The organism is Scandinavium sp. UTDF21-P1B (assembly GCF_040750395.1).
Lineage (GTDB): Bacteria > Pseudomonadota > Gammaproteobacteria > Enterobacterales > Enterobacteriaceae > Scandinavium.
The window spans coordinates 177,220-192,936 of the sequence record NZ_JBFLVD010000013.1; the positions used below are offsets into that span (position 1 = coordinate 177,220).

Annotated in this window: 11 protein-coding genes; 1 reads left to right on the forward strand and 10 read right to left on the reverse strand. The window is 58.4% G+C overall.

What is annotated here, in order from left to right:
• Window positions 1-260 precede the first annotated feature (260 nt).
• The 4 genes from AB1287_RS10455 to AB1287_RS10470 form a co-directional block, all read right to left on the reverse strand.
• Window positions 261-1,427, reverse strand: coding sequence for a bifunctional tRNA (adenosine(37)-C2)-methyltransferase TrmG/ribosomal RNA large subunit methyltransferase RlmN (locus AB1287_RS10455; protein WP_435617737.1), 1,167 nt, complete (start codon window positions 1,425-1,427; stop codon window positions 261-263).
• Between the two features lie 164 nt (window positions 1,428-1,591).
• Window positions 1,592-2,023 (reverse strand): nucleoside-diphosphate kinase, encoded by a 432-nt coding sequence (gene ndk / locus AB1287_RS10460; protein WP_312625027.1) that lies wholly within the window; start codon window positions 2,021-2,023, stop codon window positions 1,592-1,594.
• A gap of 155 nt (window positions 2,024-2,178) precedes the next feature.
• The gene (pbpC, locus tag AB1287_RS10465; RefSeq protein WP_435617738.1) at window positions 2,179-4,503 is read right to left on the reverse strand and encodes a peptidoglycan glycosyltransferase PbpC; all 2,325 of its coding nucleotides are present in this window, start codon (window positions 4,501-4,503) and stop codon (window positions 2,179-2,181) included.
• A gap of 1 nt (window position 4,504) precedes the next feature.
• Window positions 4,505-9,460 carry an alpha-2-macroglobulin gene (locus AB1287_RS10470; protein WP_435617739.1) on the reverse strand — a complete coding sequence of 1,652 codons (4,956 nt, stop codon included), beginning with the start codon at window positions 9,458-9,460 and terminating at the stop codon, window positions 4,505-4,507.
• Between the two features lie 177 nt (window positions 9,461-9,637).
• On the opposite strand from AB1287_RS10470, the gene sseA reads away from it, so the two are divergent.
• Window positions 9,638-10,480, forward strand: coding sequence for a 3-mercaptopyruvate sulfurtransferase (sseA, locus tag AB1287_RS10475; RefSeq protein ID WP_435617740.1), 843 nt, complete (start codon window positions 9,638-9,640; stop codon window positions 10,478-10,480).
• A 95-nt stretch (window positions 10,481-10,575) separates the two neighbouring features.
• Here sseA and sseB read toward each other — a convergent pair whose 3' ends face one another.
• The 6 genes from sseB to hscB all read right to left on the reverse strand — a co-directional run bounded on the left by sseB (window position 10,576) and on the right by hscB (window position 15,687).
• Window positions 10,576-11,352, reverse strand: coding sequence for an enhanced serine sensitivity protein SseB (gene sseB, locus AB1287_RS10480; protein ID WP_435617741.1), 777 nt, complete (start codon window positions 11,350-11,352; stop codon window positions 10,576-10,578).
• A gap of 89 nt (window positions 11,353-11,441) precedes the next feature.
• The gene (gene pepB, locus AB1287_RS10485; RefSeq protein WP_312625022.1) at window positions 11,442-12,713 is read right to left on the reverse strand and encodes an aminopeptidase PepB; all 1,272 of its coding nucleotides are present in this window, start codon (window positions 12,711-12,713) and stop codon (window positions 11,442-11,444) included.
• 53 nt (window positions 12,714-12,766) lie between these two features.
• Window positions 12,767-12,967, reverse strand: coding sequence for a Fe-S cluster assembly protein IscX (gene iscX / locus AB1287_RS10490; RefSeq protein WP_312625021.1), 201 nt, complete (start codon window positions 12,965-12,967; stop codon window positions 12,767-12,769).
• Window position 12,968: 1 nt separating this feature from the next.
• Complete coding sequence (gene fdx, locus AB1287_RS10495) at window positions 12,969-13,304, reverse strand: ISC system 2Fe-2S type ferredoxin (protein ID WP_097163279.1); 336 nt, start codon at window positions 13,302-13,304, stop codon at window positions 12,969-12,971.
• Between the two features lies 1 nt (window position 13,305).
• On the reverse strand, window positions 13,306-15,156 hold the full coding sequence (gene hscA / locus AB1287_RS10500) for a Fe-S protein assembly chaperone HscA (RefSeq protein WP_435617742.1): 1,851 nt from the start codon (window positions 15,154-15,156) through the stop codon (window positions 13,306-13,308).
• A 15-nt stretch (window positions 15,157-15,171) separates the two neighbouring features.
• Window positions 15,172-15,687: a co-chaperone HscB gene (gene hscB, locus AB1287_RS10505; protein WP_312625018.1), complete on the reverse strand. Its 516-nt coding sequence runs from the start codon at window positions 15,685-15,687 to the stop codon at window positions 15,172-15,174.
• Window positions 15,688-15,717: the final 30 nt, after the last annotated feature.

Sequence of the window (15,717 nt, forward strand, 5' to 3'; positions counted from 1 at the left end):
GCTTGCTGGTACGTAAATTTAAGGTTCTGGTGGCGGTAGATACCGCACCGCGAAACATCCGATTGCCCATCAACAGACGAGCACTGTAAACACGCCCGGCTAACCTTTTTAGTCCCCAAGGCTAACCCGTTGTTGCCCCGCTACATACTGCCTCAATCCGGGCGGAAACGCACCGTAATTATTAACTGGATCAGTGCGTTTCGGTTATTCACTGTACATTTTAGACGCCACGCCGAAAAACGCGCGCGACGTCTGGTCTGTCAGACAGCTTTCACCGCGATCGGTTCACCCTGCATGCGTTTACGCATCGTACGTTTTGTACGATCGATAACGTCGCCCGCAAGCTGGCCGCAGGCGGCATCGATGTCGTCGCCACGGGTTTTACGCACGATAGTGGTAAAACCATAGCCCATCAGCACTTTGGAGAAACGGTCAATACGGCTATTGGAGCTGCGACCATACGGTGCCCCAGGGAACGGGTTCCACGGGATCAGGTTTATCTTACATGGCGTGTCTTTCAGCAGCTCAGCCAGCTGATGCGCATGCTCGGTACCGTCGTTAATGTGGTCGAGCATCACATACTCGATGGTCACACGGCCCTGATTGGCGTTAGATTTTTCCAGATAGCGACGCACGGCGGCGAGGAACGTTTCGATATTGTACTTTTTGTTGATCGGCACAATTTCGTCACGGATTTCATCGTTTGGCGCATGCAGGGAGATGGCCAGCGCAACGTCAATCACGTCGCCAAGCTTGTCCAGCGCAGGCACAACGCCAGACGTGGAAAGGGTCACGCGGCGTTTGGACAGGCCGAAACCGAAATCGTCGAGCATAATTTCCATCGCCGGAACAACGTTGGTCAGGTTAAGCAGCGGCTCACCCATACCCATCATCACCACGTTGGTGATCGGGCGCACGCCGGTCTTTTTCTGTGCGCCGATGATTTTCGCCGCACGCCAGACCTGGCCAATAATTTCTGAAACGCGCAGGTTACGGTTAAAGCCCTGCTGCGCCGTAGAGCAGAATTTACACTCCAGCGCACAACCAACCTGGGAAGATACGCACAGCGTGGCGCGATCGTCTTCCGGGATATACACGGTTTCGACGCGCTGATCGCCCACGGCAATAGCCCACTTGATGGTGCCGTCCGAAGAACGCTGCTCTTCCACCACTTCCGGTGCGCGGATTTCAGCCACTTGTTTGAGCTTCGTGCGCAGGACTTTATTGATGTCCGTCATCTCATCAAAGTCATCGCAGCAATAGTGATACAGCCATTTCATCACCTGGTCTGCGCGGAACGGCTTTTCGCCCATGTCTTTAAAGAATTCGCGCATTTGCTGACGGTTCAGATCCAGCAGGTTAATTTTGCCATTTTTATTCGGCACGACAGGCGTGATGACTTCAGTGGTGTTAACTAATTCAGACATAATATTTTCCGGCCTCGTTATTACACGTTATGGCCCCTGGAGGGTTGAAAAAAGAAACGCCCCGGCGAGCGGTCTGCTCTTCCGGGGGCGTTGCATTGTACAAATTCTGGCGCACGGATGCCACGTTTGCACGCGACATCAGCGAAATAAAGTGTAATGCCCGATTAACGGGTACGCGCGCAAACTTCGCCTTCTGCGAAGAAGTAAGCGATTTCACGCTTAGCGGACTCAACGGAGTCGGAGCCATGAGTGCCGTTTTCGGTGAAGCTGTCCGCGTAGTCAGCACGCAGAGTGCCAGCCAGTGCGTTCGCCGGGTTAGTTGCGCCCAGCAGATCGCGGTGACGCTGTACCGCATTTTCGCTTTCCAGCACGGAAACGACGATTGGGCCGGAGGTCATGAACTCAACCAGACCGTCGAAGAAAGGCTTGCCGTCGTGTTCCGCATAGAAACCGCGAGCCTGCTCAACGGTCAGGTGCAGCATTTTGGTACCGACAATTTTGAACCCTGCTGCTTCAAAGCGCGCAAAGATGCTGCCAATAACGTTTTTTGCCACCGCGTTTGGCTTGATGATGGAAAAAGTACGTTCAATAGCCATGATAACCTCTGTTTTGTTCTGTTGTTGTGCATACGACTGTATGACCTGGCGCGCATTATAATGAGCAATAATGCCCCTGCATATGGATGAAGGTAACATTTTGTTAAAATAAGACGACTTTTAGCAACACGCGTTGCTAAGCCACTGAAAATGCATTATTGCAGGGTAAAGCTTGCCGCTACGGCCTGTCCAGCCTCATCCATCACCACCAGCTGATATTCCCCTGCGTGCTCCAGCATAAGCGTGGCATTCGGCCCGCTATTGTTCGTTGGCTCGCCGTTCACAAACCACCAGCGCCGCCCTTCTCCGCCCTGGGTTTGCAGGGCCAGCGAGGCCTGCTTTTCACCCGGTAAGCGCTTGATGATTGTCCCTTCCCGCACGCCAGTTAACGTCAGCGGGATCAGATCCTGCTGATGCATTGGCGGACAGGTTTTTGATGCCACCGGCAAGCGGGCTGCGCGGCGTTCACCTGGCGGCAGCCAGGGTTCAAGCGGCAGCGGCCAGACATCCAGCGTTGTCTGGCTCGCCCCCGGACAATCTGCCGCCACGCGTTGCCCCTGCGCATCCAGCCACACAGGGAAGCGAATGCCGCGCAAACCATCCTGATCGGGCAACAGCAGCGTCGGCGGCTGGCTGTTGTCGAGTAGCCAGGTCGACAAGCGACGACGGCAGTTGCTGTCACCCGCAGCTAAAAATTGTCCGCCCGGCCAGCAAATCGAGCCCGCACTGACCGAAGCCGGGCGCGGATCGGCAGGCAATCCATTTTTAGCCTGGCTGACGCGAGAAAGCAGCATATTGCTGACCTGGTTCAGCAGCGGAACGGCGCTGATAAAGCCAAACTGCCCCACCACCGGTGTACCGTCCGGCCTCCCCGTCCAGATGCCAATGACGTAACGTGCATTAATGCCCACGGCCCAGGCATCACGATAGCCGTAGCTGGTGCCCGTTTTCCATGCCAGCGGCACCACCGCAGGCAATGAGCCATCTGGCAACGGCTGATCTTCTCCGGCCAGAATCCGACGAATAATCCACGCCGAACCCGGAGAAAGCAGTGGTCGCTCAATCAGCGGATCGCTCGCCAGCAAACGCAGGCGTCCGGCCTGCCCGTGGCGTGCAAACGCGCTGTACGCGGCGGCAATATCCGCCAGGCGAGCGCCTGCCCCGCCGAGGATCAGCGATAAATTAGGCTCTGCACCTCTCGGGAGAATAAGCGGTAGCCCGGCGTTGCGCAGGCGGGCGGCAAACTGCTTCGGCCCGTAGGCTTCCAGCACCTGTACGGCGGGTAAATTAAGGGAGCGCACCAGCGCATCGCTCATGCTGACCGGGCCGTGGAAACCGCTATCGAAGTTTCCCGGCCGATAATCGCTGAAGCGACGTGGAACATCCTGTAACAGCGAAGCAGGATGGATCAGACCATCATCCATCGCCAGGCCATAGATAAACGGTTTCAGCACCGAGCCAGGCGATCGCACTGCGCTGACCATATCGACATGACCAAAGCGGCTGTCGTCGCTGATATCGGCCGAACCAACCCAGCCGCGTACCTTCATATTGGTGTGATCGACGACGATCATCGCCAGAGAGCTTCGTGGCGGAAGACGAGATTTCCAGTTCAGGGCCAGCTCTTCCAGCTGCCGCTGCAGCGACGCATCAAGCGTGGTGACGACTTTTTCGCTGCGGCTGCTCGCCAGCACGCGGCGTGAGAACAGCGGAGCCAGCTGCGGCATCTGCCGTGGAAAAAGCCATACCGGCTCCTGACGGGCTTCCTTCACCACTTCTGCTGACCAGACCTTCTGCGTCAGCATTCGCGTAAGCACTTTGTCGCGCGCGGCCTGGGCTCGTTCGGGCCAGCGATCCGGGCGCAAACGGCTCGGAGCCTGAGGCAAAACGGCTAACAGAGCGGCTTCTGAATAACTGAGCTGCTGCGGCGGTTTGCCAAGATAGGCCCAACTGGCTGCACCAATGCCCTGTAACGTGCCACCAAACGGCGCGCGGTTGAGATAGAGCGTCAGAATCTGCCGCTTATCGAGATGCCATTCAAGCTGAATTGCCCGCCAGAGCTGGCGGATTTTACCGCCAAACGTACGGGGATGAGGATCCAGCAAACGTGCCACCTGCATAGTGAGCGTGCTGCCGCCGGAGATCACACGCCCGGCGCGAAGATCCTGCAAGGCGGCACGCATTACCGACAGCGGATTGACGCCGGGATGATCCCAGAACCAGCGATCTTCGTACTGAATCAGCGCCTGTAAATAGCGAGGGGAAACGTCTTCAATGGTGACGGGATAGCGCCAGATCCCTTCGGCATCAGCAAAACGCCACAGCGGGGTACCGTCTTCGGCAACCACGACGCAGGCAGGCGTGACTTCCTTAAGCGGCAGAGGCCAGAGGCGATCGGCGGCAAGTAGCGCCAGCCAGGCTAAAACAAGAAATCCCGCAAGCCAAAGCCCGCGGGATTTTTTCAGACGGGTCAATGTCATGTTATGGCGTGATAATCAGCGGTCCGTCGGTTGTGCCGGTGGCGCGCCATTGTGGAACGTACATAGATTCCACCTGCGACACCGGTACATCGTACGTACCCGGCGTCACCGCGCGCGCCAGATACACCAGCGTGACCGGCTGTCCTTCATTCACCGCCACCGCCGCGACAAAGCGATCGTCGCGGAATTCGATGTGCTGAATATCGGCCTGCTGCATCTGGTTGAGCAGGTTCTGCACCTCGCCACCGTTGTCCTGCAGGCTGGCGCTGCTGTTAGCCAGATTCTGGTTCTCCAGCTCCAGACCCGCAGGCAACAGATCGACCACCAGCGCATCCGGCACGTTTTGCGTTGCCTTGATTTGCAGATGCACAAGCACCAGATCGCCGCTGCGCAGGGAAGAGAGCGACTTCAGCTGCCCGTCCGTGCCCAGGAACTGACGCTCAATCTGCAACACGTTGCTGGAAGGCTGCGGCGCATATTCCGGGTATCCGCTGCTGACCAGACGCAGCCACAGCGGCTGGGTGCCGGTATTTTTCACGCTTAACGCGCTCAGTTGGTCAGTCGTCAGGTTGCGTGACAGCGCTTTATCGCTACTCAGCGGTTCTGCCTGCAGCGAAGTTTGCGCCTGCCAGCTGCCCGGCAGATCCTGCAAGCCTTTCGCCGCGAGGAACAGCGCATTCATCTCCTGCGTCGAGAGCCAGCGCTCGCCAAATGCCTGTTGGGAAAGTTCGTTCAGCAGCGTGTTCTGCACGTCCGGCAGCAGTTTGTTTTCTTCGAGCAGGCTCAGCATCAGGGCGTTATCGCGAAGCGCGCTGCCGTAATCGGCCATCCAGCTGTTTTTATCCTGACGTGGCGTATTTTGCGCCAGCGCGATAGCTTCATCCCCGCGTGCCGCATCGCCCATTGCTTTCAGCGCCAGGCCCAGCTGCATCAGCGGCAGACCCGCTTTCGCCTGAGCGTGACGCTCCCAGATTTCGCGCAATGCCCCCAGAGGCGCTTTTTGCTGGCGAGCCAGCACCAGTGCGGCATAGGACTGCACGGCGAAACGACTTGCCTGGCTGTCATCCGTGTAGCGAATAGTCATCAGGCCCGGCTCCTGCAGGTAGCGCAGCAGGCGATTGTTGCCCCGAGTTAACGCATCGGCAGGCACGCTATAGCCCTGCTCGCTGGCGCGGGTCAGGAAGTCCATCACGTAGGCCGTGAGCCAGTACTCTTCCGCGCCTTCTTTATCCCAAAGCGCAAAGCCGCCGTCGTCACGCTGCATTTGCAGCAGGCGGGCAATACCCAGATCGACCGCTGCGCGGCGCTTATCATCGCTGTCGCCCGCAATGCCCAGCGTCTTCAGCTGCACTGCATTTGTGTAGAGCTGCGGGAACAGGCCGCTGGTTGTCTGCTCGAGGCAGCCGTACGGATAGGCCTTCAGTTCGCGGATATAGCGCGCCAGGTTTAGCGGCGGCTTGCCGCTGAACAGCAGCTGGCTTTGCAGCGTTTGCGGGATAAAGCCCTGAAGATGAGAAGCGGGTGCACTCCAGCTCTCGCCGGGTTGCAGAGCAATGCCCGAGTTAACGGTCTGCGCCGGGAAGGCCGGACGCACGCCAATCTTCCATGCTTTTTGCAGAGGGGCGAAGGTTTCCCCCGGCAGCGTCAGGCCGCTGACGGTCGCCTGAACCGCCCCCTCGCCGAAGCCATCCTGCGCGCTGACAGGAATAAATAAGGTCATGCGCGCACCGGGTTCAAGATTGATCGGCTGCGGCTGCGCGCCCTGGAGCTGCAGCAGGCCGCTGGCAGCAAACTGCACGTTCAAAGTCTGTGGTTTGTCGGTCAGGTTCGTCACGTCGAATGTCAGGCGACTGCTGTCACCGCTCGCGAGGAAGCGTGGGGTGTTGAGTTCCGCAATCACCGGCGCGGCAACGACCACTTTGCTGTCGCTGCTGCCGAAGTCGTCCGCGGTCCAGGCCTGAGCCATAACGCGCAGTTCACCATTGAAATCACCGATCGGTAGCGAGACGGTGCCTTCGCCGTTATCGTCTAGCGCGACCGGCTGAGCCTGCTGCGCAACGATAGTCACGTGATTAACCGGCGGTTTTCCGCCGCGCTTCAGCTCGTCACCGTCGCCACCGAAGCGAAGGTTTGCCAGACGCCCCTGCCCTTCGATCACCTGACCATAGATATCGTAGATATCTGCACCATAGCGTTTCTGGCCGAAGAAGGCGTTCCACGGATCCGGCGTGGCGTAATCGGTAATGTTCAGCACGCCGCTGTCGACGGCCGACACCAGTACGTTTACCTGTTTTGGTACCACACCGTCTTTCGCCGTAGCTTTAATTTTCACCTGTAGAGGCTGATTCGGACGCATTTTCTGCGGCGTGTCCAGCGCCAGCGTCAGCCGACGATTTTCATCACCAAGCGGTAAATGCAGCAGACCGACAGCCCGTTTTGGCGTGGCAGATTTGGATTTATCACCGGGGCGAACTACTAGCGTGCTGAGATAGAGATCGTGACGATTCCATTTCTGTTCGACTGGAATCGAAAGATCCATGCCGTCGGCCGGAACGTCAATTTCCTGCCACCACAGCGGCCCTTCGCTGGATTCGACCATCGCATAGCCTTTGCCTGCGGCTGGTGCGGAGATGTGCAGTTTGATGGTGTCGCCGGGTTTGTAAGCCGGTTTGTCGAGCTTCATGGTCACACGATCCGGACGCGCTGCGCCCGTGCCGTCGCTATTGTCCTGCCAGCTGTAGCCCGCCCAGAAGCGCACGCTGCTGACGGTGTTATCCGGCGCTTTGACTTCCAGACGATAGGAGCCCCAGTCCACCGGGAAGCTCACTTTGCCGGTTTCATCCGCTTTCAGATCGAGCGATTGCTCGCCTTCTACCAGATCTTTTTGATCGAACTGCGACTGCCAGCCTTCGCTGTCTGACCAGTTCCAGTAATAGTCGCGGCGCTCGCGAATCAGGCGCACCTGCAAACCAGACACGGCTTTTTTCTCACCCTGGGCATTGGCATAAACGATATCAAACCCGGCATTACTGTTTTCATCCACCATCGGCTGATTGGTAGTGGTGTCCGTCCGGTAATCGTAAACGGCTTTGCTGGCAAATTCCGGGCGGATCCCCGGCAGCGTATCGGCAGGCCAGATGGCCTGCTCAGCCCGACGCGTCACCGGACGACCGCCCGACTCCAGCAGGCTTGCCTGCAAAATCACCTGTAGCGGCGAATGCGTTTCCTGCCACTGGGTGTCCGTGGAGACCTCTCCACGCCCCTGCGCATCGAGTTTAATCTGCACTTCATCCAGGGTGCGGGAAAGATTATCTTCGGCGATATCACCAAACTCAAAGCCAGGCAGGGCAGCCACCGCATCGCGGAGCGGGCGCAGGAACAGCTTGCCCTGTAGCGCATTGCCGTTCGCCGGTGCACCGTACAGATAGTATCCCGTTACGCCAAAGCTGACGTTTTCATCGGCGGCAATTGGCGCTTTTTGCGGCGTCAGGTTCAGCGCCATACGCTCTGGCATAAAGTCTTCAACGTGGAAATCCCACTCGCGCTTCTGGTTATCACCTGCGCTGGCGCGGATATGCCACATGCCGGTGGCGGCGCCAGCATCCAGCGCCCAGCTGAACTGATACAGGCCATTCACCGCTTTGCTCATCACCGTACGGACAACCTGGCCGTCCGGCTGAACCACTTCGAGCTTAACGGGCTGATCCGGCAGCGGCTTGCCGTCGCTGTCGCGCAGCAGGCCGTTCACTATCACCGTTTCACCCGGACGATAGAGATCGCGTGGGCCAAACATAAAGAACTGCTTGCTGTAGCCCGGCGCGCCAGCGATGTCGAATTCAGCTAAATCCAGCGCCGGAAGCTTAAGGTCCAGCAGCGTGGTTTGCCCGTCTTTACGCGCCAGCAGCAGAGCGGCCTCTTTATCCGTCTGCAATGTGACATGCCCCTGCGCATCGCTGTTCGCCTGGGCGAGCGTCTGGCCTTTATCATTCAGCAACTGCACATCAATGCCGCTTTGCGCAGCGCCATTTTCCAGGCTCTGGGTAAAGACATCGAGACGATTGTGGTAGCGGTGTGCCGACACCCCGATGTCGCTCAGGGTAAACAATGTGGCCGCATTGCTGTAGGTGTAATGCCCGGCCTGATTCATCACCGCCACGTACACGCCCGCCTGCTGTAGCGGTTTGATATCGCTTAACGGCAGGAGCAGTTTTTCACGCGTATTGCGCTCCGGATTGAGGTCAAAGCGCCCGGTGTAGACCAGATCCGCCATTTTCAGCAGCTCGTCGGATTCCCAGTTGCTCAGCGAACTGCGGTACTCCCACTGGCTGACAAACGAGGCCAACGACTCAGGCTTAATGCGGAAGAAGTTCACGTCGACGTTGCTCACGTTCAGCGCCATCACCGGCAGACCGGCGACCACTTTCCCCGGCAGCAGAGAACCGCGGCTGGCGAAGCCGACGCTTGGCGCGATGTCTCGGGTATCTATTTTCTGTTCGTAGGTTTTATCGAAGGTGGCTTTGTTGACCGCCATCAAATCCGGATCGACCGTCAAAATAAGATTGCGCTTCGGCTCCAGATGGCGCATCCGCAGCTCTTTCAGATTGGGTGCCAGCTCCCAGGCCCCGTCCACTTTGCCGCTTTTCTTGTCGACAAGATGCACGTGGCTGGAGAAGTCCTGGGCCGGGTTTAGCGGTACGGAGAAAGTCAACACCAGCGTGGCGGCACCGTCGAGCTGCACTTCCGAAGCGTCAATCAGGGTCAGAGGCTTGCCCTTGCTTTGCGCAGCCAGCTTATCAAGCGTGGCCTCATCAGGGGCAACAGGCGCGGGTTTGGCCTGCGTGCTGTCAGCGGAAGCGGCGGGCTTTACGGTTTGCGCTTTATCATTATTATCGCAGCCCGCCAGCGAAAGTGCGGTCATCAGCGCCAGCGTCAGCGCAGCAATTCGATACGGTTTCATCCATTAACCCCTGGCCCAAAAGCCTCAAATTTTCGTCAACACAGTATTATGCTTAAACTGACCTTTTACCAACAGCATATAAATTCTTATATTTTGCGTCTTTTCTGAGACGCGCTCGCTTGTCGGCCCCGGCGAAACAGCCGACAATTTCCCCTTCCCGGTAGAATGGAGAACGCCATGACCACCTCTTATTTTGTTGCCGCCGACTGGCTGGCAGAGCACATCAACGATCCGCAGATTCAGCTTATTGATGCCCGCATGGCCCCTCCGGGTCAGGAGCATCGCGATCTTGCCGCCGAGTATCGCGCAGGGCATTTACCCGGCGCGGTGTTTTTCGATATTGAAGCCCTGTCCGATCACAGCAGCCCCCTGCCCCACATGATGCCGCGTCCGGAAGCTTTCGCCGTTGCCATGCGTGAACTGGGCGTCGACAGCGACAAGCATCTGGTGGTGTATGACGAGGGCAATTTGTTCTCCGCCCCGCGGGCCTGGTGGATGCTGCGCACCTTCGGTGTGGAAAACGTGTCGATTCTGGCGGGCGGCCTGGCAGGCTGGCAGCGCGACGAACTGCTGCTGGAAACAGGCGACGTGAAGCTGCCGGAGGGCGATTTCGAAGTGAAGTTTGCACCTGAAAAAATCAAACGTCTGACCGACGTGCTGGTCGCAAGCCACGAAGGCTCCGTGCAGCTGGTTGACGCCCGCCCGGCACCGCGCTTTCAGGCCCAGGTCGATGAGCCCCGTCCGGGCCTGAAGCGGGGCCATATTCCCGGCGCGAAAAACGTGCCGTGGGGCGAGCTGGTGATTAACGGTGAGCTAAAAACCACGGACGAGCTGGAGGATATTTTCAAGCGCCAGGGCGTGGACATCAACAAGCCCATTATCGCCAGTTGCGGATCCGGCGTGACGGCCGCGGTCGTTATGCTTGCTTTGGCAACGCTGGATGCGCCGGATGTAACGCTGTACGACGGTTCCTGGAGCGAATGGGGTGCGCGGGATGATTTGCCGGTAGAACCAAGGTAAACAGCAAAACGGCATTGCCCGATGCGCTGCGCTTATCGTGCCTACAAAACCGTAGGCCGGGTAAGCGTCAGCGCCACCCGGCAATCACACCAAAGTCAGATAATCCGGTTCTGCTTAAAGTCGCGCAGGAAGCTGCCCCAGCGTTTCTCATAGAACGGCGTGATGTGCGCCAGCATAAAGTGGCTGATGCCCTTCTCGCCTTCCATCACCTGACAAATATCAATCGGCTCGTCGCCCGGTAGCGTATCGGTCGCCACGCTGCCTGCCGCCTGGATGATGCTCTCAATGTCCCCTTCCGCTTCAATACCGATCAGCAGATTAGGCTGCTCGTCTGCACCTTCCTTAATGGAGCACAGAAATGCGCGCTTGACGGTTTTGAGGGTTTTGAACAGCGTGGTCAGCGAATCCACCATCTGCGCCGGCGGCTCGGTCACTTCGGAAAGCAGCAGCGACGCGCCCCCCTCCAGCACCGTTTGCGCGCTGAGCGGGTTGCCTTCCTCGCCAATCAGATGGCTGATTTCACGCGGTGTGAACTCTTTTCCGGTTGGCAGTTTGGCGTTCAGAAAAAGCGTTTCACCGAGCGTCATTTCAAACAGCGTGCGCACCGGCATTGCGACGAACGCCTGTTCATCCTCAACGGCCTGCTGTAAAGCTTCCGGGGAGGTAAAGAACGGGATCACCGAAGTGCCATCATCTTTCTCCCAGTGTTGTAAATCCAGCGCGCTGTCTTCGACAACCTGCTCACCTTCCGCCGCCGTGCCCGGCACCCATACCGTCGCATCAAGCAGCGCACGGAAGAAAGCCGGACGGTGAGCGGGTTCGGTTGCCGCCTGTTCCAGTAAAGTTTCGAGTTCGTTTTTGGTTTCGGACATAGATATCACAAGATGAGAGTATTCGTGTAGGGCGGGCAAGCGAAGCGCCCCCGCCATTCATTTGCCGGATGGCGCTGCGCTTATCCGGCCTACGCCGTCAACAGATTAGCGATAGTGCGCACGCCCAGGCCGGTCGCGCCTGCTGCCCACTGCTCAACGGCGGATTTGCGGTAGGTTGCGGAGCAGTCAATGTGCAGCCATCCTTCGTGATAATTCTCCACAAAGTGAGACAGGAAACCTGCCGCAGTGCTGGCACCCGCCGGGTACGCGGCGCTGGCGGTGTTGTTCAGCTCAGCAAAGTTAGACGGCAGCTGATTGCGGTGGAATTCCGCCAGCGGCAGACGCCAGAACGGCTCGTTTTCTTCCGCCGCGCTCGCCATCAGGCGGGCCGCCAGTTTGTCGTCGAAGCTGAACAGCGCGTGGTAATCATTGCCCAGCGCCGTTTTCGCCGCTCCGGTCAGCGTCGCCGCATCGATAATCAGCTCAGGCTTCTGCGCGCAGGCGTCAATCAGGCCATCGGCCAGCACCAGACGGCCTTCAGCATCGGTGTTCATCACTTCTACGTTTTTGCCGTTGCGGTAGCGAATGATATCGCCCAGCTTGAAGGCATTGCCGCTGACCATATTATCCGCGCAGCACAGATAGAGCTTCACGCGCTTGTTCAGGCCGCGGGTAATGGCAAACGCCAGCGCACCGGTAACCAGCGCCGCACCGCCCATGTCGGACTTCATCGAGTCCATGAACGCGCTCTGCTTGATGCTGTAGCCGCCGGAATCAAAGGTGATGCCTTTACCCACGAGGCAAGCATACACCGGAGCGTTTTCATCGCCCGTTGGGTTGTAGTCCAGCGCCAGCAGTACCGGCGGACGTTCGGAGCCACGGCCTACGGTGTGAAGCCCCATGTAGTTTTGCTCGCGCAGATCTTCGCCTTTGGTGATGCGGTAATGCACGTTGTCGCAGCCAAAGCGGCACAGCAGATCGACCGCACGTGCGGCGAGCTGTTCCGGACCGAGCTCTTCGGCCGAGGCGTTGATGGTGTCACGCACCCAGTCGATAATCGCCAGGCGGTTTTTCAGCTCTTCATCTTCGCCAGCCCATTCAACCTGACGGCTGCCCTTCGGCCCTTTGTAGCCCGCCCAGAAAGACCAGCTGCGATCGGTGTTCCAGCCGTCACCCGCCAGCGCAACATGCTTAATGCCCATGCCGTCAATTTTACGCGCCGCGCGCTGGATCAGGCCCAGATCGTCCTTGCCGTTCAGATGCAGGGTAATGCCATCGTTGTTAATGCTGTAGGTGGCCTTCTCACCCCAGCGCGCATCGGCAGGCTGAGTGGAAAGCGTAATCTTCATCGCTTCAGTCATGGTCTTTATCCTTATTGAGCAAACGGGCCGCCAGAGGCAGCCCGTTAAGTTAACTATTCTGCTTCGTCCAGCCAGACTAACAGAATCGCCTCGAGAATTTTTTCATTGGATGCGTTGGGATCATCCTCAAAATCCTCCAGTTCGCAAATCCACTGATGCATATCTGTGAAGCGAACCGTCTTCGGATCGGTGTCCGGGAAGGCATCGTATAAAGCTTCGCCGATTTCACGGCTGTCGGTCCATTTCAGCGCCATATCAGTGCTCGCGTGCGTGGTTGATGGTGTAACGCGGCATTTCGACGACCAGATCTTCGTCGGCAACGCGCGCCTGGCAGCTCAGGCGACTTTCCGGCTCCAGACCCCAGGCTTTGTCGAGCATGTCGTCTTCGTCTTCGGTACTCTCCTGTAAGGAGTCGAACCCTTCGCGCACGACGCAGTGGCAGGTGGTGCAGGCGCAGGATTTCTCACAGGCGTGTTCAATCTCGATGCCGTTGCGCAGGGCAACGTCAAGAATGGTTTCACCGCTCTTCGCTTCCAGAACTGCGCCATCGGGACAGAGATCCTGATGTGGCAGAAAAACAATCTTTGGCATATTAAACCTCGTCCACGGACTGGCCTTTCAGCGCTTTACGGACCGACTGGTCCATGCGGCGTGCGGCAAATTCCTGGGTTTGTGTGTCGATATTTTTAATGGCTTCTTTAATGGCGTCGGCATCACTGCCCACGGCAGCGGCTTGCAAAGCAGCCACGCCGTCATCAATCGCTTTGCGTTCTTCGGTACTGAGAAGATGGGCATCGGCCGCCAGCGCGCTGTTCAGGCTTTCCATCACGCGTGCGGCTTCCACTTTCTGCTCCGCCAGCATGCGCGCCTGAACGTCGCTTTCGGCGAAGCTCATCGAATCTTTGATCATGGTGGCGATTTCGCTATCGCTCAGGCCGTAGGAGGGCTTCACCTGAATGGAGGCCTCCACGCCGGTGGATTTCTCCATCGCCGTAACGCTCAGCAGGCCGTCCGCGTCCACCTGGAAGGTCACGCGAATGTGCGCCCCGCCCGCAGGCAGCACCGGAAGACCGCGCAGCGCGAAACGTGCCAGCGAACGGCAGTCCTGGACCAGCTCTCGCTCGCCCTGCATCACGTGGATGGACATTGCGGTCTGGCCGTCTTTGAAGGTGGTGAACTCCTGAGCTCGCGCCACCGGAATGGTGGTGTTGCGCGGAATCACCTTCTCCACCAGGCCGCCCATGGTTTCGAGGCCGAGCGACAGCGGGATGACGTCCAGCAGCAGCATTTCGCTGTCCGGCTTGTTGCCAACCAGAATATCGGCCTGGATAGCCGCGCCAATAGCGACGACTTTATCCGGATCGATGGAGGTCAGCGGCGTGCGGCCAAAGAATTCACCCACACGTTCACGCACCAGCGGCACGCGGGTAGAACCGCCCACCATCACCACGTCTTTGACTTCTTCGGCTTCCACACCCGCATCTTTCAGCGCGCGACGGCACGCCAGCAGCGTGCGTTTCATCAGCGCGGCAATCAGCTCATTGAACTGTTCACGCGTGATTTCGCCCTGCCAGCCTGCAACGTTCACCCTGACGCTGTCGGCATCGCTGAGCGCAATTTTGGCAGCGATAGCGGCGTCAAGCAGTTCACGCTGAAGACGGTTGTCGGAGCGATCGGCCACACCAGCCTGTTCGCGAATATAGTCGGCCAGCAGGTGATCGAAGTCGTCGCCGCCGAGTGCGGAATCACCGCCGGTAGCCAGCACTTCAAACACGCCACGGCTCAGGCGCAGAATGGAGATATCAAAAGTGCCACCGCCGAGATCGTAGACGGCAATCACGCCTTCCTGCCCGGAGTCCAGACCATAGGCAATCGCCGCGGCGGTCGGTTCATTGAGCAGGCGCAGCACGTGCAGGCCAGCGAGACGCGCAGCGTCTTTGGTGCCCTGGCGCTGCGCATCGTCAAAGTATGCGGGAACCGTGATGACTACGCCATCAAGCTCACCGGCAAGCGCTTCGGTCGCGCGGGCGGCAAGCGCTTTGAGGATATCGGCAGAGATGCGAATCGGGTTAAGCAGACCACCGTTCGTTGCCAGCATCGGCAGGCCATTTTCACTGGCCTGGAGCTGGTACGGCAGATGCGGGTAGCGCGCCTGCACGTCGGCGAGGGAGCGGCCCATCAGGCGCTTAACGGAGCTGATGGTGTTGACCGGATCCTGTGCGGCATTGGCGCGGGCCTCAAAGCCTACTTCATGCCCTTCAGTCTGGTAATGCACCACGGAGGGTAACAGATGACGGCCCTGATGATCGGCCAGCGTTTCGGCCTGGCCGCTACGCACGGTCGCCACCAGAGAGTTAGTGGTGCCTAAGTCGATGCCCGCCGCCAGACGACGCTGGTGCGGCGCGGCGCTCAGGCCAGGCTCACTGATTTGTAATAAGGCCATGTTTCGCTTCCGGAATCAAAAATCGAGCAGCTTTTCTTCGAGTTGTTCTGCTGAGCTGCGCAGTTTATCGAGAAAACGCAGTTTACGCACGGTATCCGCCGCCGCGTCCCACGTTTCATTATCTAATTCTGTGACCATCTGCTGATGGCGCGTGTCGAACATTCCTTTTACACGCTGCATAAACTTGTCCAGACGATCGCTATCTTTGGCACGCTCAATCTCATCGAGCTCTTCGCGCAGCTCAAGCTGTTCCATCAAAAACGCCGTATCGCGCACGGTGTGCTGTTCGCTGGCAAGGTCGAAACCGTGCAGCGAGAGCAGGTATTCCGCGCGGGTCAGCGGGTGGCGCAGCGTCTGCCAGGCCTGGTTGATGGTGGCGGATTGCTGAACCGCAGCGAGCTGATCGGCTGAAGAGTGGCTGGCGAAGTTATCCGGATGATGTTTGCGCTGTAAGTCCTGAAAGCGCGTGGCGAGCTGCTGGCTATCAAGGTGATACGAAGCAGGCAGGCCGAAGAGCGTGAAGTAATCCATAGCTGTCTCTGAAAAAGCAAACCCCACAGG